This window comes from Pseudomonas sp. GW456-12-10-14-LB2 (genome assembly GCF_002884345.1).
GTDB lineage: Bacteria > Pseudomonadota > Gammaproteobacteria > Pseudomonadales > Pseudomonadaceae > Aquipseudomonas > Aquipseudomonas paraglycinae.
Genome location: NZ_POHV01000031.1, coordinates 57,295 through 78,882 on the forward strand (window position 1 = coordinate 57,295; position 21,588 = coordinate 78,882).

General features: G+C 61.2%; 19 protein-coding genes. 6 read left to right on the plus strand and 13 right to left on the minus strand.

The annotated features are described in order from the left end of the window. Nucleotides 1-44 precede the first annotated feature (44 nt). The 7 genes from C1X29_RS20700 to C1X29_RS20730 all read right to left on the minus strand — a co-directional run bounded on the left by C1X29_RS20700 (nucleotide 45) and on the right by C1X29_RS20730 (nucleotide 7,292). On the minus strand, nucleotides 45-1,325 hold the full coding sequence (locus C1X29_RS20700; RefSeq protein WP_011334824.1) for a TRAP transporter large permease: 1,281 nt from the start codon (nucleotides 1,323-1,325) through the stop codon (nucleotides 45-47). Further along, nucleotides 1,325-1,852 carry a TRAP transporter small permease gene (locus tag C1X29_RS20705; protein WP_085746068.1) on the minus strand — a complete coding sequence of 176 codons (528 nt, stop codon included), beginning with the start codon at nucleotides 1,850-1,852 and terminating at the stop codon, nucleotides 1,325-1,327. Before C1X29_RS20705 ends, C1X29_RS20700 begins: the two co-directional genes overlap by 1 nt. 78 nt (nucleotides 1,853-1,930) lie before the next feature. Continuing rightward, the gene (locus C1X29_RS20710; RefSeq protein WP_085602705.1) at nucleotides 1,931-2,902 is read right to left on the minus strand and encodes a TRAP transporter substrate-binding protein; all 972 of its coding nucleotides are present in this window, start codon (nucleotides 2,900-2,902) and stop codon (nucleotides 1,931-1,933) included. A gap of 57 nt (nucleotides 2,903-2,959) precedes the next feature. Beyond that, nucleotides 2,960-3,853 (minus strand): SMP-30/gluconolactonase/LRE family protein, encoded by an 894-nt coding sequence (locus tag C1X29_RS20715; RefSeq protein ID WP_102718259.1) that lies wholly within the window; start codon nucleotides 3,851-3,853, stop codon nucleotides 2,960-2,962. A gap of 46 nt (nucleotides 3,854-3,899) precedes the next feature. Beyond that, nucleotides 3,900-4,724, minus strand: a complete 825-nt coding sequence (locus C1X29_RS20720) for an NAD(P)-dependent oxidoreductase (protein WP_102718260.1) — start codon at nucleotides 4,722-4,724, stop codon at nucleotides 3,900-3,902. Nucleotides 4,725-4,873: 149 nt separating this feature from the next. Next, nucleotides 4,874-6,169: an OprD family porin gene (locus C1X29_RS20725; protein WP_102718261.1), complete on the minus strand. Its 1,296-nt coding sequence runs from the start codon at nucleotides 6,167-6,169 to the stop codon at nucleotides 4,874-4,876. A gap of 172 nt (nucleotides 6,170-6,341) precedes the next feature. Continuing rightward, complete coding sequence (locus C1X29_RS20730; protein WP_102718262.1) at nucleotides 6,342-7,292, minus strand: polysaccharide deacetylase family protein; 951 nt, start codon at nucleotides 7,290-7,292, stop codon at nucleotides 6,342-6,344. Between the two features lie 210 nt (nucleotides 7,293-7,502). Between C1X29_RS20730 and C1X29_RS20735 the strand changes: the two genes are divergently transcribed. Together C1X29_RS20735 and C1X29_RS20740 are read left to right on the plus strand one after the other, a co-directional pair. Continuing rightward, a complete protein-coding gene (locus tag C1X29_RS20735; protein WP_085746074.1) occupies nucleotides 7,503-9,158 on the plus strand; it encodes an MFS transporter in 1,656 nt (551 codons plus the stop codon). Next, nucleotides 9,155-10,297 carry an HlyD family secretion protein gene (locus tag C1X29_RS20740; protein WP_039767224.1) on the plus strand — a complete coding sequence of 381 codons (1,143 nt, stop codon included), beginning with the start codon at nucleotides 9,155-9,157 and terminating at the stop codon, nucleotides 10,295-10,297. Before C1X29_RS20735 ends, C1X29_RS20740 begins: the two co-directional genes overlap by 4 nt. Nucleotides 10,298-10,299: 2 nt before the next feature. Here the strand turns inward: C1X29_RS20740 and copD are convergent, their stop codons facing one another. The 3 genes from copD to C1X29_RS20755 are packed head-to-tail and all read right to left on the minus strand — an operon-like array spanning nucleotide 10,300 to nucleotide 12,005. After that, a complete protein-coding gene (gene copD / locus C1X29_RS20745; RefSeq protein ID WP_085746075.1) occupies nucleotides 10,300-11,157 on the minus strand; it encodes a copper homeostasis membrane protein CopD in 858 nt (285 codons plus the stop codon). Between the two features lie 3 nt (nucleotides 11,158-11,160). After that, nucleotides 11,161-11,523, minus strand: a complete 363-nt coding sequence (gene copC, locus C1X29_RS20750) for a copper homeostasis periplasmic binding protein CopC (RefSeq protein ID WP_102718263.1) — start codon at nucleotides 11,521-11,523, stop codon at nucleotides 11,161-11,163. A 47-nt stretch (nucleotides 11,524-11,570) separates the two neighbouring features. Beyond that, entirely contained in the window at nucleotides 11,571-12,005 is a 435-nt protein-coding gene (locus C1X29_RS20755; RefSeq protein ID WP_085648338.1) for a GNAT family N-acetyltransferase, read from the minus strand. Between the two features lie 146 nt (nucleotides 12,006-12,151). Between C1X29_RS20755 and C1X29_RS20760 the strand changes: the two genes are divergently transcribed. Then, nucleotides 12,152-12,772, plus strand: coding sequence for a TetR/AcrR family transcriptional regulator (locus C1X29_RS20760; RefSeq protein ID WP_007952885.1), 621 nt, complete (start codon nucleotides 12,152-12,154; stop codon nucleotides 12,770-12,772). 295 nt (nucleotides 12,773-13,067) lie between these two features. On the opposite strand, the gene preA is transcribed toward C1X29_RS20760, so the two are convergent. The 3 genes from preA to hydA form a co-directional block, all read right to left on the minus strand. Then, the gene (gene preA, locus C1X29_RS20765) at nucleotides 13,068-14,342 is read right to left on the minus strand and encodes an NAD-dependent dihydropyrimidine dehydrogenase subunit PreA (RefSeq protein WP_011334812.1); all 1,275 of its coding nucleotides are present in this window, start codon (nucleotides 14,340-14,342) and stop codon (nucleotides 13,068-13,070) included. After that, entirely contained in the window at nucleotides 14,343-15,710 is a 1,368-nt protein-coding gene (locus C1X29_RS20770; protein ID WP_102718264.1) for an NAD(P)-dependent oxidoreductase, read from the minus strand. A 115-nt stretch (nucleotides 15,711-15,825) separates the two neighbouring features. Further along, nucleotides 15,826-17,265 carry a dihydropyrimidinase gene (gene hydA, locus C1X29_RS20775; RefSeq protein ID WP_085648341.1) on the minus strand — a complete coding sequence of 480 codons (1,440 nt, stop codon included), beginning with the start codon at nucleotides 17,263-17,265 and terminating at the stop codon, nucleotides 15,826-15,828. 621 nt (nucleotides 17,266-17,886) lie between these two features. On the opposite strand from hydA, the gene C1X29_RS20780 reads away from it, so the two are divergent. The 3 genes from C1X29_RS20780 to C1X29_RS20790 form a co-directional block, all read left to right on the plus strand. Beyond that, complete coding sequence (locus tag C1X29_RS20780; RefSeq protein WP_102718265.1) at nucleotides 17,887-19,371, plus strand: NCS1 family nucleobase:cation symporter-1; 1,485 nt, start codon at nucleotides 17,887-17,889, stop codon at nucleotides 19,369-19,371. 129 nt (nucleotides 19,372-19,500) lie between these two features. After that, nucleotides 19,501-20,784, plus strand: a complete 1,284-nt coding sequence (locus C1X29_RS20785; protein ID WP_007952875.1) for a Zn-dependent hydrolase — start codon at nucleotides 19,501-19,503, stop codon at nucleotides 20,782-20,784. A gap of 74 nt (nucleotides 20,785-20,858) precedes the next feature. Then, nucleotides 20,859-21,588: bifunctional oligoribonuclease/PAP phosphatase NrnA (locus C1X29_RS20790; RefSeq protein ID WP_173940203.1), on the plus strand; the 730-nt coding region annotated here is incomplete at its 3' end.

A 21,588-nucleotide genomic window follows, 5' to 3' on the forward strand; every position in this document is an offset into this window, starting at 1 on the left:
AAAACCTGTGGCGAGGACCTGGCGCCCTCGCCACAGCGTTAGCGTTACAACACCAGATGCGGTAACCACAGCGACAGCGCTGGAACGTAGGTCACCAGCATCAGCACCAGGAACAGCACGGCGTAGAACGGCAGCAGCGCCTTCACCGTACTTTCGATACTGACCTTGCCCACCGCCGAACCCACGAACAGCACGGCGCCCACCGGTGGAGTTATCAGGCCGATACCGAGGTTGACCAGCATGATCATGCCGAACTGCACCGGGTCGACGCCGATACCGAGGATCACCGGCATCAGGATCGGCGTGAGGATCAGGATCAGCGGAGCCATGTCCATCACGGTGCCGAGCAACAGCAGCATGACGTTGATGCACATCAGGATCACGTAGCGGTTGTCGGACAGGGTCAGGAACAGCGTGGTGATCTTCGCCGGGATCTGCATCAGGGTCATGATGTAGCCGAAACTGGCGGCGAAGCCGATCAGAATCATCACGATGGAAATGGTGCGCACCGTGCGATGCATCAGTTTCGGCAGCTCACTCCATTTGTAGTCGCGGTAGATGAACATGGTGACGAAAAACGACCACAGCACGGCGATGGCCGCCGACTCGGTGGCCGTGAAGATCCCCGACAGAATCCCGCCGAGAATGATCACCATCGCCATCAGCCCCCACAGCGCTTCGCCGCAGATCTTCAAGGCTTCGCGCAGCGGGATCACTTCGCCCTTGGGATAGTCGCGTTTGCGCGCGAAAATCAGGCACAGCACCATCAGGCACGCGCTCATCAGCAGGCCCGGCACCACGCCGGCCATGAACAGCGACGCAATGGAAACGGTGCCGCCGGCCGCCAGCGAGTAGAGCACCGAGTTGTGACTCGGCGGGGTCAGCAGGGCTTGTACCGAACCGCTGACGGTGACCGCTGTGGAGAATTCCCGAGGGTAGCCCTTGCGCTCCATTTCCGGGATCAGCACCGAACCTACCGACGCGGTGTCGGCCACCGACGAGCCGGAAATTGCGCCGAAAAAGGTCGAGGCCATGATGTTGACCAGCGACAGGCCGCCCCGCACGAACCCCACCAGCACCCCGGCGAACGCCACCAGCCGTCGCGACATGCCGCCCTCGGCCATGATCGCGCCGGCCAGCACGAAGAACGGAATCGCCAGCAGCGAGAATTTGTTCACCCCGCCCGCCACCTGAATCATCAAGGCCTGGAACGGGATGTCGATCCACCACGCGCCGATCAGCGCCGACAACCCGAGCGCATAGGCAACCGGCATGCCGATCAGGATCAGTGCGATAAAACTGCCCAGCAGAATCAATGCGTCCATCAGGCAGCCCCTTCGTTTTCTTCAACCAGGTCGAACCGCACCACACGGCGATTGCTTTGATCGCCGAGCAAGAGTTTTTCCAGCACGAAAATCAGCGTCAGCGCACCACCCACGGGGATCGGCATGTAGGTGATGCCGACCCGCAATGTCGGCAGGGCGCTCATGAACTGGTTCCATGTCGACAGGCACAGTTTGGTGCCCCAGATGGTCATGAACAGGCAGATGGTGCCCATGAGCACTTGCGAAACGATGCTCATGGTTCGGCGCATCTTCGGTTGCAGGCGGTCGGTGACCATCGCCACCGCCATGTGCGCACCGGCGCGATAGCTGGCGGCGGCGCCGATGAAGGTGAAGACCATCATCAGCAGGATGGCGGTGGGCTCCGGCCAGCTTGAGCCGGTGCCGAGGACGTAACGGGCGAATACGCCCCAGGGAATGATCAGGGAAATGGTCAGCACCGACAGACCGGCGACCCAGATGCAGGCCATGTAAATCCGGTCATTGATGCGCAGCAGCAAATTCTTCATCGGGTTCCACCGTAACCGGGCAGGCGTGAGCGTCGAGCGACGCCAGCGCTGCCGGGCCTTGTATTGAGGGCAGGGAGGTTACTGAACGGCTTCGATGCGTTTGATCAGGTCGACGTAGGGCGCGCCGTATTTTTCGCGGATCGAAGCGGTGGCCTCGTAGAAGGGTTTCTTGTCGACGGTGATGAACTCGACGCCGGCGGCCTTGAGTTTCTCTTCACTGCTGGCCGACTTGGCATCCCACAAGGTGCGCTCCTGGGCCTGCGCAGCCTTGGCGGCTTTTTTCACCAGGGTCTGCTGATCGGGGCTGAGTTTTTCCCAGGTGATTTTCGACATCACGATGGGCTCGGGCAGGATCAGGTGCCCGGTCAGGCTGTAGAACTTGGCGTTCTGGTAGTGGTTGTGTTCAAGCAGGGTCGGCGGATTGTTTTCCGCGCCGTCGATAACGCCGGTCTGCAGCGCACTGAAGATTTCGCCGGTGTCCATGGCGATCCCGTTGCCACCCATGGCGTTGATGGTTTCGATGAACATCGGGTTGCCCTGCACACGGATTTTCATACCCTTGAGGTCTTCGAGGCTGCGCACCGGTTTCTTGGTGTAGATGTTGCGCGTGCCGCCATCCATCCACGCCAGCGCCACGAGGTTGAATTCGGAGTTAGTGATCTTGTCGAGGATTTCGTCACCGATTTCACCGTCGATGATCTTGCGCATGTGCGCCTGGTCACGGAACACGAACGGCATGTTGAACACGTTCACGTCCGGCACCACCGGGCCGACGATGCCGAGGCTGACGCGGGCCATCTGGATGGCGCCGACCTGAGCCTGTTCGACCACTTCCTTTTCCGAGCCGAGCACGCCGCCAGGAAACATTTTGAAGGTCAGCTTGCCGTCACTTTCGGCGACCAGGGTCTTGCCCAACTGTTCTTCAGCGACCACGGTCGGATAACCGGCGGGGTGGATGTCGGCGAATTTGATTTCCAGCGCCTGGGCGGCGCTGCCGAGGGTGAGCGCGAGGGGGAGAGCGGCGGCGAGCAACGTGCGTTTGAAGTCCATGAGGGGTTCTCCAGTCTTGTTATTTTTGTGTTCAAGGCACAGCGATGCAGCAGGGGGTTACAGCAGGTCGTCGAACAATGGCTCCGGCAGGCCTTTGACGCCGGGGTTGAGGGCGAACACGCCGCCGGCCAGCGATTGCGGATCCTGGTTGTCGCCGGGGCGGATCGAGGTCACGAACAAAGTGTCCATCCGGCTGCCACCGAAGGCGCACATGGTGGGTTTTTTCACCGGTACCTGCAGCGAGCGGTCAAGGCGACCGTCGGGGGTAAAACGATGGATCAGGCCGACATCGTTGGCGCAGATCCAGTAGCAGCCATCGGCATCCACGGCAGCGCCGTCGGGACGGCCGTAAAAATGGTTCATGTCCACGAACACCCTGCGGTTGGAGGGTGTGCCTGTCTCGGTGTCGTAATCGAAAGCCCAGATCAGTTGCACGTTCGGGTGCGAGTCCGACAGGTACATGGTTTTGCCGTCCGGGCTGAAGCCCAGACCGTTGGGCACGATGAAGCCATCAAGCTGTGCCTCGATCACGCCTGTTTGCCCGGCACCGTAACGATAGAGCCGGCCCTCGGGCAGATTCAGGCCCATGTTCAGCACCATGCTGCCGGCCCAGAACCGGCCCTGACGGTCGCAGCGACCGTCGTTCAGACGCATGTCCTGACGGCTGTGTCCGACGCTCGCCAGTTGCTCGCTGTCGAGGCTGCCATCGCTGTGCGGTTGCAAGTGAAAGAACCCGCTCTCCATACCGGCCACCCAGCCGCCCTTGCTGTGGCGGGCGAGGCAGGCAAGCATTTCGGGAGTCTTCCAGGCATGGACGTGGCCAGTGTCGGCGCTCCAGCGTTGCAGACCACCGTTGGGGATATCGACCCAGTACAAGGCGTTTTCCTGTGGCACCCAGACCGGGCTTTCACCGACCGCGTTGCGGGCGTCGACGATCAATTCGGCTTGCATACTCATTCCCTTGGTTTGTGCTTTTGGAGACGGACAAGCGCAGCGATCAATCGCCGAACGGGCCGGCCGCAACGAAGGCGCCGCCCTGATAGATCCGCGCCGGGTCATCGCTGGCGGGCATCGGCTGCGCCTCGACCTTGTCGCGAAACACTTCGGACGTGTCTTTGGCCTCGAAACCGAGGTGGCTGGCGAAGCGGTTGTCCCACCACACGTCCTTGTTGGCGGACATGCCATAAACCACGGTGTGGCCGACGTTGGGGGTGTACAGCGAACGTTCGAGCAGTTGAGTGAGGTCGTCGAAGCTCAGCCAGGTGTGCATCATTCGGCGGTTCTGTGGTTCGGGAAACGACGAGCCGATGCGGATGCTGACGGTTTCGATGCCATAGCGATCGAAGTAGAAACTGGCCATGTCTTCGCCGTAGGACTTGGACAGACCGTAGTAGCCGTCGGGGCGACGAGCAGAGCTGGCGTCGAGGTGTTCGTCCTGTTTGTAGAAGCCGATGACATGGTTGGAGCTGGCGAAGATCACCCGCTTCACACCGTGTCGGCGTGCCGCTTCATAGATATGGAATACGCCGCAGATGTTGGCGCCGAGGATTTCTTCGAAGGGGCGCTCCACCGAGACACCGCCGAAGTGCAGGATCGCATCCACGCCTTCGACCAGCTGATGCACGGCAGCTTTGTCGGCGAGGTCGCAGAGCACGATTTCTTCGCGGTCATCGATGGCCGGGGCGAGGGCAGCGATGTCCGACAGGCGCAGCACGTTGGCATACGGGCGCAGACGTTCGCGCAAGACTTTGCCCAGGCCACCGGCGGCGCCGGTCAGCAGCAGGCGATTGAACGGAGTTGGGGCGGTGGGGGTGGACGTCATGGCAATCCCTTACACGTTGTTATTAGGTTTGTTGTAGGTTGTCGTATGACTTCGCTGAAGTATCGGTAGGGTTTCCGGAACTTGTCAACGCGACTTTCGGTGTAAGTGACGGAAGGCCGATTCACCCTCCGTTCACCCCATGCCAGGGTTTACAACAACGAAATCGGGTAACTGATGAAGATCCGGTTTTCATCGAATTCATTGGTGCTGAAGTCCCGGCGAATCGTCGCGTTGCGCCATTTGACGTTGAGGTTTTTCAGCGGACCGCTCTGCACGGTGTAGGCCAGCTCCGACTCGCGCCCCCATTCCTTGCCATCGGTGATGGTGCCGGTGTGCACGTTGTCGCCGCTGATGTAGCGGTTCATCAGCGTCAAGCCGGGGACGCCGAGGACGACGAAGTTGTAGTCGTGGCGGATCTGCCAGGAACGCTCCTGCGCGTTGTCGTAACTGGCGTTGTAGCTGTCGTTGGCCAGGGTGCCGCCGCTGGTGCCGTTGACGCGCATCCAGGCATCGTCGCCGCTGAGCTTTTGCAAGCCGATGTAGAACGTGTTGCCGCCGTAACGGGCCGAGAGCATGGCGAATGCGGTTTTGTTGTCGAGGTCGCCGGCCTGGGCGCTGCCGTCTTCCTTGCCGGTGAAGAATCCGAGGTTGGCGCCGAGTGTCCAGTCGCCCAGTGGCTGGCTGTGGCTGAGGTTGAAGTACTGCTGCTGGTAGATGTCGCTGAGTTCGGCGTACCACACACCGACAAGGGTGCGTTTTTCGTTGAAGGTGTATTCGCCGCCCCCGAAGTTGAAACGGTCGGACGTGAATGCGCCGCGACCGTTCATCGACATGTCTTCCATGCTGGCATCGTTACGCGGGCTGTTGCCATGGAACTGGCCACCGTAAAGGGTCAGGCCATTGATTTCGGTAGAAGTGATCTGGCCGCCCCGAAACGTCTGGGGCAGGGAGCGACCATCATCCGAGCGCAGGATGGGCAACACCGGCATCCATTCGCCGACCTTCAATTCGGTCTTCGACACCTTGGCCTTGAGCGCTACACCCAGACGCCCGAAATTGTCCGCCGGGCGCCCGTCATCGTGAATCGGCAGCAGCTGCGTACCGCCCGTGCCTTTGCCGCCATCGAGCTTCTGCGAGTACAGCCCCAGTACGTCCAGGCCGAAGCCGACAGTGCCTTGGGTGAAACCGGATTTGGCGTCGAGGATGAAGTTCTGTGTCCACTCTTCAGCCTTGCCCTGCGGATAGTTCGGGTTGACGAAGTTGCGATTGAAGTAGGCGTTGCGCAGGTTCAGGGTGGCTTTGCTGTCTTCGATGAAGCCTTCGGCGTCGGCGCCCATCGGCAAGGCGAGGGCGAGACTGCTGCAGCCGATCAGGCTCAAGGTGGAATGCGGGCGGGGGATAGAAAAACGGGACGTGCGGACGGAATTGCAGACGAATGTGCTCACTGTGACGCTCCCTGTTTCATTTGTTGTTTTTATTATTTGTTATACGTCGTCGTACAACATGGTTGCGGATATTTGCGAGGTTTTCCGGAAAAGTCAACAGGGCGTCGTACGATGACTTCCCGTGAGCGAGCAGCCCTCCAAATGCTGTGAGGAAGGCTGCTTCGGGCCGCTTTTATTGGTTGTAGAGCGCCTCCGTGTTATCGATCAGTGGATTTTTTTCGGTCAGCACGATTTGTGCGATCTGATCCTTGCGCATGAAACTCACCTTCGGATGCGACTGGGCGTACCGGATAAAACGCTCCATGGCCTCGACCATCGCGGGCGTGCCGCCAATACGGTCGTGCAGGCTCACCGACATCATCCGCCGCTTGCTCGCGCCTTCGGCGTAGAGGCGATCGAATTCCAGCACCAGTTGCTGGTAGAACTGCTCGGCGGAGAAATGCCGGCCCTCAATCAGCACGATGTCGTTGTTGCGCAGGGTGTACGGCACCACGGCGAATTTGCGCCCACGGACCATGGTCACGAACGGCTCATCGCGGCTGACATCGTCGATGTGATAGGTGAAGTTCAGATCCTGCAGCACCTTCAGCGTATTGGGGCTGCGCCTTAGCCAGTTGGCGTTGTAGCCGACCGAGCGCTGGCCGGTGATTTTTTCCACCGCCGCGACGCCGTCGCCGATGAACTGTTTTTCCTGGGCGTAGTTCATGTTGTACGAATCGGCCCAGCGCATGCCGTGGGCCGCCAGTTCATGACCGCGCTCGGCAATCGCCTTGGCCAGTTCCGGGTGCTTGAGCGCCGCTTCGCCGACCACATGGGAGGTCACTTTGATGCCGGTGCGATCCCACAGATCGAGCATGCGCCACAGGCCTTCCTTGTAGCCGTAATCAAACCAGGTCTGCGCCGGCAGGTCCGGATAACCTTTTGGCAGCGGTGTACCCGAGAATGGGCTTTCTGCGCCTTCGGGCTGGCCGCCGGTTTCGAATTGCATCGACACCGAAATCACCAGTTGCGAGCCATCCGGCCACGGGCGTTCCTGGGCAAAGGCGAGGGCGGGCAGCAACAGCGTGGCGGCCAACAGGTTTTTCAGCAGACGCGGGGAGCGTTGCCAGCGGGGAATGGTCATAACGGGCACCTTGCAGGTTGAGAAGTGCCGCAAGGTTGGCATTCGCCAGGCCCTGGAAAAAGCCGCTGCGGGCGAGATGACTTTTAAACAAAATTTACGAATTGCGATGCACGAATTCCTGGTGGGAGCGAGCAGGCTCGCTCCCACAGGGATATGTGTTTGGCTGCAGTTTTGCGGCAAACTCAAGCCATCACCGTATAAGGCCAATCAATGAACCAATACGCCCCGCGCAACTGGCAGCCGCACGAGAAGCCCAGTCTGCCCGGTTCCCCCTCGACGCCGCTGCACTCCAACCCCAAGCGCCTGGCTTATGCGCTGGTGGGCGTGCTTGTGGCGGTGACCGGTGGGCTGGGTAATGCGCTGGTGGTCGCCAACCTGCCTTACCTGCAAGGCGCGCTCGGGGCGACCACGGCGGAGATGGCCTGGCTACCGGCGGCGTACGTGATGACCAACGTATCGATGAACCTGCTGCTGGTGAAGTTTCGCCAGCAGTTTGGTCTGCGGGCGTTCACCGAGGTGTTTCTGGTGCTGTATGCGCTGGTGACCTTCGGCCATCTGTTCGTCAATGACCTGAATTCGGCGATTGCCGTGCGTGCGGCCCACGGCATGGTCGGCGCGGCGTTGAGCTCGCTGGGCCTGTATTACATGGTGCAGGCGTTCCCGGCCAAATGGCGGATGAAGGCGCTGGTGCTGGGCCTCGGCACTTCGCAGCTGGCCTTGCCACTGGCGCGACTGTTTTCCGAAGACCTGCTGCAGATCGCTGAATGGCGCGGCCTGTACCTGTTTGAGTTGGGCATGGCGTTGCTGTCGCTGGGCTGCGTCCTGATGCTCAAACTTCCGCCGGGTGACCGGTTCAAGACCTTCGAACCGCTCGACTTCCTGACCTTCGCGATCCTCGCCAGCGGCGTCGCGCTGTTGTGCGCGGTGTTGTCCTTGGGGCGGATCGACTGGTGGCTGGAAGCCGACTGGATCGGTATCGCCCTGGCCGCGTCGATTGCGCTGATTCTCGCGGGGCTGGCCATCGAACATAACCGCAGCAACCCGATGCTGATGACCCGCTGGCTCGGCAGCGGGGTGATGATCCGCCTGGCGCTGGCGGTGATCCTGATTCGCATGGTGACCTCGGAGCAATCCACTGGCGCCGTGGGCTTCATGCAGAACCTGAACATGAGCAGCCAGCAGCTTCATAGCCTGTATGTGGTGATGCTGATCGGAAGCGTCGCCGGGCTGCTGACCAGTGCGCTGACCATCGACCCGAAACACCTGTTGATGCCGCTGATCATTTCGCTGGCGTTGATGGCCACCGGCTCGATCATGGACAGCTCATCGAACAACCTGACCCGCCCCGGCAACCTGTATTTCAGCCAGTTCCTGCTGGCGTTCGGCAGTACCTTTTTCCTCGGCCCGACCATGGTGCTGGGCACGCGCAACGTGCTGACCAACCCGCGCAACCTCGTGAGTTTTTCGGTGTTGTTCGGGATCTGCAACAACCTCGGCGGTCTGATCGGCGCGGCGTTGCTGGGGACGTTCCAGATCGTGCGCGAGAAGTTTCATTCCAGCCACATCGTCGAGCAACTGGTGATGTCTGATCCCCGCGTCGCCGCCCGGGTGCAGAGCGGCGGGTCGGCGGTCGGTTCCGTGATTGCCGACCCGAGTCTGCGCAATCTGCAGGGCATTCGCAGCCTGGCCAACGCCGCTACCCGCGAAGCCAACGTACTGGCCTATAACGATGTGTTCATGCTGATCGCGGTGATCGCGATCCTGACCATGATCTGGATTTCCATCCGTGCGCTGTGGCTGATCAGCACCACCAAAGCCGTCGCCCCGACACCTTCCGTACCTTCCAGCGGTGCCACTTCTTCATGACCGAACCGACTACCACGACCACCAATGCCATCGCCGCCACCCCTGAAGGTGTGGCGCCGCCGTCATCACCGAACACCGAGCCGCGCTCGTTGCGGGTGCGGATCATCTCATCGCTGGGGTTTGCCGCGATTGCTATCGTCGGCGTGCTGATCGTGCTTTACGCCTGGCAGCTACCGCCGTTCAGCAGCGCAGTTGAGACCACCGAAAACGCCTTGGTGCGCGGTCAGGTGACGATCATCGGCCCGCAGCTCAGTGGCTATGTGTTTGAAGTGCCGGTGCAGGACTTCCAGTTTGTGAAGGAGGGCGATTTGCTGGTGCGTCTCGATGACCGCATCTATCAGCAACGCCTCGATCAGTCGCTGGCGCAACTGGCGGTGCAGAAGGCCTCACTGGCCAACGTGGTGCAGCAGCGCAACAGCGCCGAGGCGACGATCAAGTTACGTCAGGCGGTGGTGGCCGACAGCGAAGCGCAGCTACGCAAAAGCGAGGCGGATCTGCGACGCAACAAAGCGCTGGTCAATGACGGCTCCGTGTCCAAGCGCGAGATGGACGTGGCGCTGGCCGCCAACGCCCAAAGCATTGCGGCGGTGGCGCAGGCCAAGGCCAATCTGGAAATCGCCCGGCAGGATCTGCAAACGGTGATCGTCAATCGCGGCTCTCTGGAAGCGGCGGTGGCGAGCGCCGAGGCGGCGGTGCAGCTGGCGCGGATCGACTTGTCCAACACTCGGATCATTGCTCCACGTGACGGTCAGTTGGGGCAGATTGGCGTGCGCCTCGGCGCCTACGTCAACTCCGGGGCGCAGTTGATGGCGCTGGTGCCGAACCAGAAATGGGTGATCGCCAACCTCAAGGAAACCCAGATGGACAATGTGCGCGTCGGGCAACCGGCGAGCTTCACCGTCGATGCCTTGAACCACCGCAAATTCACCGGCCACGTGCAGCACATCTCGCCGGGCACCGGTTCCGAATTCGCGTTGTTGCAGGCCGACAACGCCACCGGCAACTTCGTGAAAATCGCCCAGCGGGTGCCGGTGCGCATCACCATCGATCCAGATCAGCAGGAGAGCGAGCGTTTGCGGCCGGGGATGTCGGTGGTGGTCAGCATTGATACGGCGGCGGGCGACACCCAGAAACACTGACCTCAGGCGGCGATCATTGGCGGCAGGGTGCCGAGCACGGACACCGCCGCCACGGCGCCGATCCCCAGCAGCCATTCGAGCATGACGCTGTGCTTGAGGGTGTCGAGCCGTTGTTCACAATCGTTGATCCGCACGCGATTGAACAGCGCCAGTGCAAGCATGCCGGACACCAGCAGCGCCTTGATCAGCAGTATCAGGGCGAATCCCGAGAACAGCGGTGTCGGCCACCATTGGCCGGTGAGCACGCGCACGTTGATCAGCCCGGTGATCAGCAGGCCGGCGACCAGTGCGTAACCGAGTCCGCTGAAACGCTGCAAGATTTCGCGCATGTCTTTGTCAGGTTGGCGCAGGATCATCACCAGCATCAGCAGCCCGCCGAGCCAGGCGCCGACACACGTCAGGTGAATGACTTGATTGAGGATCAGCATTTGCCCGCTGAAGCCATCGAGCATCGCCCCGTGTCCGACCGGTGCCAGCGTCATCAGCAGCAGCGCGCTCAGGCCCAGCCGCAATGGCCGGTTCGAACGCCACGGCGTAAACAGCAACGCCAGCAACAGCGCATTGATCAACAGATGCCAGCGCCAGACCTGACCGAAAAACGTATGACCGAGAACCAGCTCGACGGTGGCCGGATCAAAAGCGGCAGCCGCCGAACCGGCCATGCTTGCAGTAATCAACAACGCCCAGATGACGCCGCTGAGCAGGGCAATCGCCACCAGCCAGCGAGCCAGTCGCGCCAACTGCCGATCCAGTGCCGGCGCTTCACCCTTGAGCAGCAGCGGCCGGAACAGCCAGGCCCCGAACAGCATCAACACCACGATGAAATGCAGGAACCGGCACAGCACCAGCGCTTCACTCATGAATTACTTGCCAACCTTGAACTGATAGGCGCCTTCGCTTTTGTGCGTGTCGACCGACACCGCATGCCATTCGACCTTGTACTCGCCAGCGGTCAGTGGTGCTTCGGGGGTGACGATCAGGGTTTTCTTGTCACCTTCGGTGGTCAGCGGTTTGACTTTCACCGGCTTGCCGTCGTGGGTCACGGTAACTTTGGTGAAGCTGGCTTCGACGCCTTCGGAAAACACCAGGCGCAGATCCGCCGGTGCCGCGACGGTGCTGTCGGCGGCCGGGGTCTGGCTTTCCAGATGGGCGTGGGCGAAGGCCTGGGAAGTGACGATCAGCGAGGCCAGCAGCGCGCCAGTGGTGAACAGGTTTTTCATCGACATGGAAAGATTCCTTTCAGTGAAATGGCGGGCTGAGTATAGAACCTGGATCACAGGGCTTTCAGGCGCATGTGAATGACCGGAAAGGGCCGGCCTTCGCCGTCGAGTGCCGAGCGGCCGATGTCTTCGAATCCGTAGTGCCGATAGAAGCCGTGGGCTTGCGGGTTCTGTTCGTTGACGTCGACCTTCAGCAACGGGCGCCGGACGTGGTCGAGCAGGCGTCGGCCGATACCTTGGCCACGCTGAGCCGGGTCGATGAACAGCATCTGCACGGTGTCGTCGTCGGTAGCGATGAAGCCTGCCGGGGAGTGATCGGGGTTCTCGAAAACCTGCACATCCAGCGCGGGCAGGTAGGTGTCACGCACCAGCGGGAACAGCCGATGGATATCGTCTTCCGGGAGGAAGTCGTGAGTGGCGCGGACCGAGCGCTCCCACAGTGCGGCGAGCTGCGGATCATCCGCAGCGATGCGCTTTCGAATGGTCATGGACAGATCCTTCAGTGTCTGACGGGGAGAAGGAGGGCGATCCTAAACCAGAAAAAAGCCCAAGTGTGTGAAGAATCGTTCTCGGCTGTCGCCCCTTGCCCAGAGCGGATGCTAGTCTTCAACAACGTTGTCTTCAGGGAGCCCTCATGGGCAATCACAAGATCGAAATCCGCCGCACCAACGTCGACAAGATCCTGCTGGCGGCGGAAAAAGTCTTCGCCGAAAAAGGTTTCGGCGGCACCGCCATGGCGGACATCGCGGCTGAAGTGCAGCTGCCGCGATCCAACCTGCATTACTACTTTTCGACCAAGAGCGAACTGTACAGCGCAGTGCTGTTCGACCTGCTGGAAGTGTGGAAGCAGGACGCGCTGTGCTTCGAGATGTTCGACGATCCGCGCGTGGTGCTCAGCAGCTACATCCGCGCCAAGATGAACCACTCGCGCAGCCGGCCTTACGGGTCGAAAGTCTGGGCCAACGAAATCATCCACGGCGCCCCGACCCTCGGCGAGGCGCTGGATGTGAGCCTGTATGACTGGGCGAAGATGAAGGAGGCGAAGATCCGCCAGTGGGTGGAGGACAAGCGGATTCTGCCGGTGGAGCCGTCGAGCCTGCTGTATATGATCTGGGCGTCGACGCAGCACTATGCGGACTTTGATCATCAAGTGAATATTTTGAATGAGCATCAGCCGCTGTCGGACATGCAGTTCGAGCGGGCGGTGCAGACGGTGACTAGCGTGATTTTGCGGGGGATCGGGTTGGAGCCCTGAAAGTCAAAAGCTGGCCCTCACCCCAGCCCTCCCGAAACGTCGGACCGCCCGGAGGGAGAGGGAGCCGACCGAGGTGTCTTGCGGGTTACATCGACCTGAACCAGCGAGTTGATTATGGATTCAAAGCCTTGTTCCGGCCGTTTCGGTTATGGATTCAAAGCGCAGCTCTAGCAGCTTCGGTTATGGATTCAACGCAAGACTTTCACGTCGGTGTAATTCATCAATATCCCCCAATCAGTCCCCTCTCCCTCGGGGAGAGGGTTAGGGTGAGGGGACTTCTGGATCAGCAGGCAATCTAGACAGCAACGTGATACGGATTCCTCGGATCATGATTCCAGTCCAGAAACGGCTTGCCCGTCTCCATCGGCACCATCTCGATGCAGTCCGCCACCGGACAAGTGATCTGACACAGATTGCACCCCACACACTCATCATCGATCACTTCATATTTATGCGTGCCATCGGCCTGTTTCAGACTGCTGATCGCCTGATGTGACGTGTCCTCACAGGCAATGTGGCAACGTCCGCAACCAATACACGCCTCCTGATCGATCTTCGCAATCACCTGATAGTTGATGTCCAGGTACTTCCAGTCCGTGGTATTGCCCACCGCACGCCCGGAAAACTCGGCGATGCTGGCGTAACCCTGACTGTCCATCCACCGCGACAGGCCATCCTTCATCTCATCGACGATCCGGAAACCGTGCAGCATCGCCGCCGTGCATACCTGCACCGCGCCGCTGCCCAGTGCGATGAACTCCGCCGCGTCACGCCAGCTGCCAATGCCGCCAATGCCGCAGATCGGCAGGCCCTGGGTCTGCGGATCACGGGCGATTTCCGCGACCATGTTCAGCGCGATCGGTTTGACCGCCGAGCCGCAATAACCGCCGTGGGTGCTTTTGCTGCCGACGGTGGGCAGGGCGACCATGTGTTCGAGGTCGACGCTGGTGATCGAGTTGATGGTGTTGATCAGCGACACTGCATCGGCGCCGCCCCGATGCGCGGCGCGGGCGGCGACGCGGATGTCGGTGATGTTCGGTGTGAGTTTGACGATCACCGGCAGCGAGCAATAGGTCTTGCACCAGCGCGTGACCTGCTCGACGTACTCCGGCACCTGACCAACCGCCGCGCCCATGCCGCGCTCGGGCATGCCGTGGGGGCAGCCGAAGTTCAGCTCGATGCCGTCAGCGCCGGTGGCTTCCACCAGTGGCAGGATGTGTTTCCACGACTCTTCGACGCACGGCACCATCAGCGACACGATCAGCGCGCGATCCGGCCAATCCTTCTTCACCTGAGTGATTTCCCGCAGGTTGATTTCCAGCGAACGGTCGGTGATCAGTTCGATGTTGTTGATGCCCAGCACTTCGCGGTTGGCGCCGTAATGCGCCGAATAACGCGACGACACGTTGACCGCCGCCGGGTCTTCACCCAGGGTTTTCCAGACCACGCCACCCCAGCCGGCCTCGAAGGCGCGCACCACGTTGTAGGCCTTGTCGGTCGGCGGCGCCGAGGCCAGCCAGAACGGATTGGGGGCTTTGATACCGGCGAAGACAATCGAGAGATCGGCCATTTACGCAGCCTCCACATTGAGCATCAGTTGAGCGTTGATCGCCTCGGCGGCGCGCTTGCCGTGTTGCACCGCTTGCACGGTCAGATCCTGATCGAGGCTGGTGCAGTCGCCGCCTGCGTACACACCGGGGATACTGGTGCGCAGGTTTTCATCGACCTGGATGCGTTCGCCCTGACGCTTGAGTTCGCGGGCCAGCGGGTCGGCGAGGGCGCTGCCGTCGAAGGCCTGGCCGATGGCTTTGAAGATCGCATCGGCGGCCAGTTCGAACGTCTCGCCAGTGGTTTGCAGACGACCTTCCACCAGATGGGTGCGGGCGAAACGCATGCCGCGCACCTTGCCTTGAGCGTCGAGCAGCACTTCGTCCGGTTGCGCCCAGGTCAGCAGCCGCACCTGATTGGCCTTGGCGATGTCCTGTTCATGGCCGGTGGCGCCCATGTCCGCCGCGCCACGGCGATAGACCAGGTTGACGTCGCGGGCGCCGAGGCGTGCCATTTGCACGGCCATGTCGATGGCGGTGTTGCCAGCGCCGAGGACGATGCAGTGTTCGGCCAGCGGCAGTTGCGACAGGTCATCGGTCTGGCGCAATTCGCGGATGTAGTCGGTGGCGGCGAGCAGGCCGGGGGCGTCTTCGTGGGCCAGGCCGAGTTGCTTGCTGGCGTTCAGGCCTAGACCGAGGAACACCGCGTCGAATTGTTGGTGCAGTTCGCTGAGAGTCAGATTCTCACCGAGTTTCTGGCCGTGACGGATTTCGATGCCGCCGATTTGCAGGAGGAAATCCAACTCCTTCTGTGCATAGTCGTCGACCAGTTTGTACTTGGCGATCCCGTATTCGTTGAGCCCGCCAGCCTTTTCCCGTGCCTCGAAAATCACCACGTCGTGACCATGCATGGCGCTGCGATGCGCGCAGGACAAACCCGCCGGGCCGGCACCAACCACGGCGATGCGTTTACCGGTGGCGGCGGCGCGCTGGAACGGGTGCTCGGTAAAGTGCGCGTTGTCCACGGCATAGCGTTGCAGCAGGCCGATCAGCACCGGCGCGCATTCGTGGGCGTTGTTGCGCACGCAGGCTTGCTGGCAGAGGATTTCGGTCGGACAGACCCGCGCGCAGCTGCCGCCAAGGATGTTCGCCGAAAGGATTTTCTGCGCGGCGCCTGGCACGTTGTCCTGATGGATATTGCGGATGAACGACGGAATGTCGATCTCACTCGGGCACGCATTCACGCACGGCGCGTCGTAGCAATACAGGCAGCGCGAGGCTTCCAGATGCGCCTGACGGTCGTTGAGCGGTGGCGCCAGATCGGTGAAATGGCCGGCGAGGGCGGCCGCACTTTCGTGCGGGTGCGGGAGATGGTTCAGGGTCTCGATCACGGTTTTTTGCCTCACGGTTATTTGAGGTTTTCTGCCTCTGTCGGGCAGTGGTTTTTTGTGTTGTGTTTGATCGTTCCCACGCAGAGTGTGGGAACGATCATCGGCAATCAGGGAATCAGCGCTTGACGGCCACAGGCCTGTGCAACTCAGCCCGTTTGCTCAGCAAATCAAACACCGCCGGATACGCCGGCCGTTCGATATACCGGCCCGCCCCACGCTCGGCGCGCAGGTCGCCGTCGGCCCAGACCACCCGGCCCTGGCTGACGGTATGGCTCGGCACACCGGTCACGGTCTTGCCTTCGAAGATGTTGAAGTCCACCTGCTGATGGTGGGTCTTGGCGGAGATGGTGCGGGTGCCTTGCGGATCCCACAGCACCAGGTCGGCATCGGCGCCGACGCGGATCGCGCCTTTGCGCGGGTAGAGGTTGAAGATCTTCGCGGTGTTGGTGGAGGTGAGGGCGACGAAGTCCTGCATCGACAACCGTCCCGAGTTCACCCCTTCATCCCACAACACCGCCATGCGGTCTTCGATGCCGGCGGTGCCGTTGGGGATCTTGCTGAAATCGTCGCGGCCGGCGGCTTTCTGCTCGGCGCAGAAGCAGCAATGGTCGGTGGCGGTGGTGTGCAGATTGCCGCTTTGCAAACCATGCCACAGCGCGTCCTGATGCCCGCGCGGGCGGAACGGCGGGCTCATCACGTAACCGGCGGCGGTCTGCCAGTCCGGGTGCTGGTAGACACTGTCGTCCAGCAGCAGATGCCCGGCCAGCACTTCGCCGTAGACCGGTTGACCCTTGCTGCGGGCATAGGTGATTTCGTCGAGGGCTTCCTTGGTCGAGACGTGTACCAGGTACAGCGGCGTGCCGATGGTTTCAGCGATGCGGATCGCCCGGCTCGCGGCTTCGCCTTCAACCTGTGAGGGCCGAGACAGCGGATGCGCTTCCGGCCCGGTGATGCCCTGGGCCATCAACTTGCGTTGCAGGTGATAGACCAGCTCGCCGTTTTCCGCATGCACGGTCGGCACCGCGCCCAGTTCCAGGCAGCGCTCGAAGCTCGCCACCAGCGTGTCGTCGGCGGCCATGATCGCGTTCTTGTAGGCCATGAAATGCTTGAAGCTGTTGATCCCGTGATGGCTGACCAGCTCGGCCATTTCCTCCCGCACCTGCTCGCTCCACCAAGTGATCGCGACGTGGAAGCCGTAGTCGGAGGCGGACTTTTCCGCCCAGCCGCGCCACTGGTGAAACGCTTCGAGCAGCGACTGCTGCGGATTGGGAATCACGAAATCGATGATCGAGGTGGTGCCGCCGGCCAGGCCTGCGGCGGTGCCGCTGTAGAAATCTTCGCTGGCCACGGTGCCCATGAACGGGAGTTGCATGTGGGTGTGCGGATCGATGCCGCCGGGCATCAGGTATTGGCCGCTGCCGTCGAGTACTTCGGCGCCGGCGGGAACATCCAGGTTTTCACCAATGGCTTTGATCACGCCGTCAGCGCAATAGACATCGGCGCGGTAACTTTCATCATGGGTAACAACGGTGGCGCCACGGATCAACAGAGACATTCCGAGTTCCTCGCAGGCATGACCGACTTGTGCCGGTTCTAGTGTTTTATTGTTTGCAGCGCCAAATGCGTAATCTTGTCAGCGCTGTCAGGAATAGACGCTAGTCGCAGTTCTGCAATTGATCAAGATTATTTTTTATAAGCTTATTACTGTTTTAAATCGTTGATAAATAACGATAAAAATACAAAATCACCAAAATGGTGAGGCGCTTCACCATTTTGACGCACTTGACAGGTTGGAAATATGAGCAAGATTTCCTATGTGAAATCAGCCGCTTGAAGTTGAGCTGCGGGTGAGGCGTTCTGAAGAAAAATAATGCAGTGCACCAGATTGAGTCCTGACAGTTCGGACAACTTGCCTGGCATTTAGCCTGAGTGTTCAGTCAAGTTTTCGCGGCCTCACCAGGTGAATAATTAAAACTGATAAACATCAGTCGGTTACAAAAAAATAGAAGCACGGCCCGATGCGAAAGCGGGGCACCCGGCACGTTTATTGATGCCGCCGCTGACACCATGGCCGGTGCATGAAAGTTGTCAGTTCCTCCGGCCATCGTCCGGCTCGCACCTGCGTGTGCAGCCGCCTGATGAGCAAAAAAATAATCAGAAGAACAGTGGAGCGGCCATGCAACAGAACAGATCGCAAGTGACCGAGCGCGACGGCTTGTTCGAACTCGAAGCCGGCAGCGACGTCCTCGACAGTCCCCGTTACAACCACGACATGGCACCGACCAAGGTGCGCGAACGAACCTGGAACAAATGGCACATCACCGCGCTGTGGGTCGGCATGTCGATCTGCGTGCCGACCTACACCCTCGGCGGCGTCCTCACCGCGTATTTCGGCCTGAGCGTCGGCGAAGCCTTGCTGGCGATTCTGTTTGCCAACGTCATCGTCCTGATTCCTCTTACGCTCAACGCGTTTCCCGGCACCAAATACGGGATTCCGTTCCCGGTGCTGCTGCGTTCGTCGTTCGGGATTCTCGGCTCCAACGTGCCGTGCCTGATCCGCGCGCTGGTGGCGTGCGGCTGGTTCGGCATCCAGACCATGTTCGGCGGGCTGGCGATTCACCTGTTTCTCGGCTCGGTGTTCGAGGGCTGGAAATCCCTTGGCGGGACGGGGGAGGTGATCGGTTTCATGGTCTTCTGGGCGCTGAACCTGTGGGTGGTGATCCGTGGTGCCGAGTCGATCAAATGGCTGGAAACCCTGTCGGCACCGCTGCTGGTGGCAGTCGGCATCGGACTGCTGGTGTGGGCCATGCCGAATGTGTCGATGACCGAGTTGCTGGCGATTCCGCCGAAGCGTCCCGAGGGCGCGAGTGTGGTCAGTTACTTCGCCGCCGGTCTTACGGCGATGGTCGGTTTCTGGGCCACCCTGTCGTTGAACATTCCCGACTTCAGCCGTTATGCCCGCAGCCAGAAGGATCAGATCCTCGGGCAGATTTTCGGCCTGCCGCTGACCATGTTCCTGTTCGCCGCGCTGGGCGTGGTGATGACCGCCGCTTCGGTGAAACTGGTGGGCGTCAGCGTCTCCGATCCGGTGACGCTGATCGGCCATATCCAGAGCCCGGTGTGGGTCGCGGTGGCCATGGCCCTGATCATTATCGCCACGCTGTCGACTAATACCGCCGCGAACATCGTTTCGCCAACCAACGACTTCCAGAACATCGCGCCCAAGGTGATCAACCGCACCAAAGCGGTGATTCTCACCGGGTTCGTCGGGCTGGCGCTGATGGGCCATGAGCTGCTGAAAAAGCTTGGGCTGATCGTCTCCGATGTCAGCCTGGAAACCGTGTATTCGAACTGGCTGCTGGGCTATTCCAGCCTGCTCGGGCCGATCGCCGGGATCATGGTGGTGGACTATTTCCTGATCAAGAAACAGCAACTGGACCTGGCCGGCCTGTACCGCGACGACGTGTACCCGGCGTGGAACTGGGCCGGGTTCATCGCGTTCGGCGTGCCGGTGGTGCTGACCTTGCTGTCGCTGGGCAGCAGCGCATTCAGCTGGTTCTACAGCTACGGCTGGTTCACCGGCTCGGCGCTGGGCGGGTTGATCTATTACGGGTTGTGCGCGATGCGTGCGCAGCCTTCTGCCGTGAAAACACCGGTATAGCAGATGATCGTTCCCACGCTCTGCGCGGGAACACAGCCCGGGACGCTCCGCGTCCCCACAGCGGACGCAGAGCGTCCATGGATGAATTCCCACGCAGAGCGTGGGAACTAACTGCCTGAGGAGATCCCCATGAACGCAGCCGTAGACGTTCTGCAATCGACCCATCAGCACATCAACCGCGACCGCTTGTGGGCGTCGCTCATGGAGCTCGCCAAGCTCGGCGCCACGGTCAAGGGCGGAGTCTGTCGCCTCGCGCTGACCGACCTCGATCGCCAGGCCCGCGACCTGTTCGTGCAGTGGTGCAAGGACGCCGGTTGCAGCGTCACGGTCGATGAAGTCGGCAACATCTTCGCCCGTCGTCCCGGCCGCAACCCGAACCTGCCGCCGGTGATGACCGGCAGCCACATCGACACCCAGCCCACCGGCGGCAAGTTCGACGGCTGCTTCGGCGTGCTGGCCGGGGTCGAGGTGCTGCGCACCCTCAACGACCTCGGCGTGGAAACCGAGGCACCGCTGGAAGTGGTGGTCTGGACCAACGAGGAAGGCTCGCGCTTCGCCCCGTGCATGATGGGCTCCGGCGTGTTCGCGGAAAAATTCACCCTCGAAGAGACCCTGGCCAAGGTCGATGCCGACGGCGTCACGGTCGGCGAAGCACTGAACGCCATCGGCTACGCCGGGCCGCGCAAGGTCAGCGGGCACAAGGTCGGCGCCTATTTCGAAGCACATATCGAGCAAGGCCCGATCCTTGAGGACGAACAGAAAACCATCGGTGTTGTGCTCGGCGCACTGGGGCAGAAGTGGTTCGACCTGAAACTGCGCGGCGTCGAAGCCCACGCCGGTCCGACCCCGATGCACCTGCGCAAGGATGCTCTGGTCGGCGCCTCGGTGATCGTCGGCGCGGTCAATCGCGCGGCGCTCGGGCACCAACCCCACGCCTGCGGCACCGTCGGTTGCCTGCAAGCCTATCCGGGTTCGCGCAACGTCATTCCCGGTGAGGTGCGCATGACCCTCGACTTCCGCCACCTGGAACCGGCACGCCTCGACTCGATGATCGCCGAGGTCAAGCAAGTCATCGAAGCCACCTGCGAAGAACACGGCCTGACCTATGAATTGACCCCGACCGCTGACTTCCCGCCGCTGTACTTCGAAAAAGGCTGCGTCGAAGCCGTGCGCGGCGCCGCCAAAGGTCTGGGCCTGTCGCACATGGACATCGTCAGCGGCGCCGGCCACGACGCGATTTTCCTCGCCGAACTGGGTCCGGCCGGGATGATCTTCGTACCGTGCGAAGGCGGCATCAGCCACAACGAAATCGAAAACGCCGCGCCGGACGATCTGGCGGCCGGCTGTGCGGTGTTGTTGCGGGCGATGCTGGCGGCTTCGGCGGCGGTGGCCGGGGGGCAACGGGCAGCCTGACGTTCATTAATCGTTCATGAAAATGTGCGATGTTGCCGCCCCTGAAATGGAAGTCAGGACGCGCAATGTCGCCCATCAAAGTCATCACCTCCGGCTCGGCGTATCTGGACATCGACGCCTACGCCTGCTGCATCGCCTACGCCGAACTGCTCAACCTGCAAGGCATTCCCGCCCGCGCCGTCAGTAGTGCAAAACCCAATGCCAGCGTTTCGAAGACAGTGCTCGGCTGGGGCGCGGTGCTGGACAATTACCTCCCAACATCCAGCGACGAGTTTGTGCTGGTCGACGTCTCCGACTACCACCATTTTGACCCAATAGTCGCGCTTGATCGGGTGGTAGAAGTCATCGACCATCATCCGGGCTTCGAACAGCATTGGGCACAGGCAATCGGAGCGGCTGCGGATATCCGCCCGATCGGCGCGGCGGCGACTCTGGTTTTCCAGCGCTGGAAAGCCACAGGATGGCTGTCGAGGATCAGCGAACAAAGCGCCGCGCTGCTGGCCACGGCGATTCTGGACAACACACTGAATTTCACCGGGCAGATGACCACGGCGGCGGACATCGACGCCTATGCTGAACTTGTACCCCACGCAAAACTCACGGAGGACTGGCCCGAGCAATATTTCCTCGAATGCCAGACCGCTATCGAATCAGACATCTGCGCCGCATTGGCCGCAGACTTGAAACGGATGAAACCCGAAAGCCTCCTGCCGCAGGTCTTCGCTCAAATGACGGTGTGGGACGCCGATGCCTTGCTCGAAAGGCATCGCTCGACGATCAACGATGGGATGGGCGGGCAGGGCG

Excerpts from the sequence above, each read along its gene's own strand:
- C1X29_RS20700 (WP_011334824.1), bottom strand. The coding sequence starts at position 1,325 with ATGGACGCATTGATTCTGCTGGGCAGTTTTATCGCACTGATCCTGATC.
- C1X29_RS20705 (WP_085746068.1), bottom strand. The coding sequence starts at position 1,852 with ATGAAGAATTTGCTGCTGCGCATCAATGACCGGATTTACATGGCCTGC.
- C1X29_RS20710 (WP_085602705.1), bottom strand. The coding sequence starts at position 2,902 with ATGGACTTCAAACGCACGTTGCTCGCCGCCGCTCTCCCCCTCGCGCTC.
- C1X29_RS20715 (WP_102718259.1), bottom strand. The coding sequence starts at position 3,853 with ATGCAAGCCGAATTGATCGTCGACGCCCGCAACGCGGTCGGTGAAAGC.
- C1X29_RS20720 (WP_102718260.1), bottom strand. The coding sequence starts at position 4,724 with ATGACGTCCACCCCCACCGCCCCAACTCCGTTCAATCGCCTGCTGCTG.
- C1X29_RS20730 (WP_102718262.1), bottom strand. The coding sequence starts at position 7,292 with ATGACCATTCCCCGCTGGCAACGCTCCCCGCGTCTGCTGAAAAACCTG.
- C1X29_RS20735 (WP_085746074.1), top strand. The coding sequence starts at position 7,503 with ATGAACCAATACGCCCCGCGCAACTGGCAGCCGCACGAGAAGCCCAGT.
- C1X29_RS20740 (WP_039767224.1), top strand. The coding sequence starts at position 9,155 with ATGACCGAACCGACTACCACGACCACCAATGCCATCGCCGCCACCCCT.
- copD (WP_085746075.1), bottom strand. The coding sequence starts at position 11,157 with ATGAGTGAAGCGCTGGTGCTGTGCCGGTTCCTGCATTTCATCGTGGTG.
- copC (WP_102718263.1), bottom strand. The coding sequence starts at position 11,523 with ATGTCGATGAAAAACCTGTTCACCACTGGCGCGCTGCTGGCCTCGCTG.
- C1X29_RS20755 (WP_085648338.1), bottom strand. The coding sequence starts at position 12,005 with ATGACCATTCGAAAGCGCATCGCTGCGGATGATCCGCAGCTCGCCGCA.
- C1X29_RS20760 (WP_007952885.1), top strand. The coding sequence starts at position 12,152 with ATGGGCAATCACAAGATCGAAATCCGCCGCACCAACGTCGACAAGATC.
- preA (WP_011334812.1), bottom strand. The coding sequence starts at position 14,342 with ATGGCCGATCTCTCGATTGTCTTCGCCGGTATCAAAGCCCCCAATCCG.
- hydA (WP_085648341.1), bottom strand. The coding sequence starts at position 17,265 with ATGTCTCTGTTGATCCGTGGCGCCACCGTTGTTACCCATGATGAAAGT.
- C1X29_RS20780 (WP_102718265.1), top strand. The coding sequence starts at position 17,887 with ATGCAACAGAACAGATCGCAAGTGACCGAGCGCGACGGCTTGTTCGAA.
- C1X29_RS20785 (WP_007952875.1), top strand. The coding sequence starts at position 19,501 with ATGAACGCAGCCGTAGACGTTCTGCAATCGACCCATCAGCACATCAAC.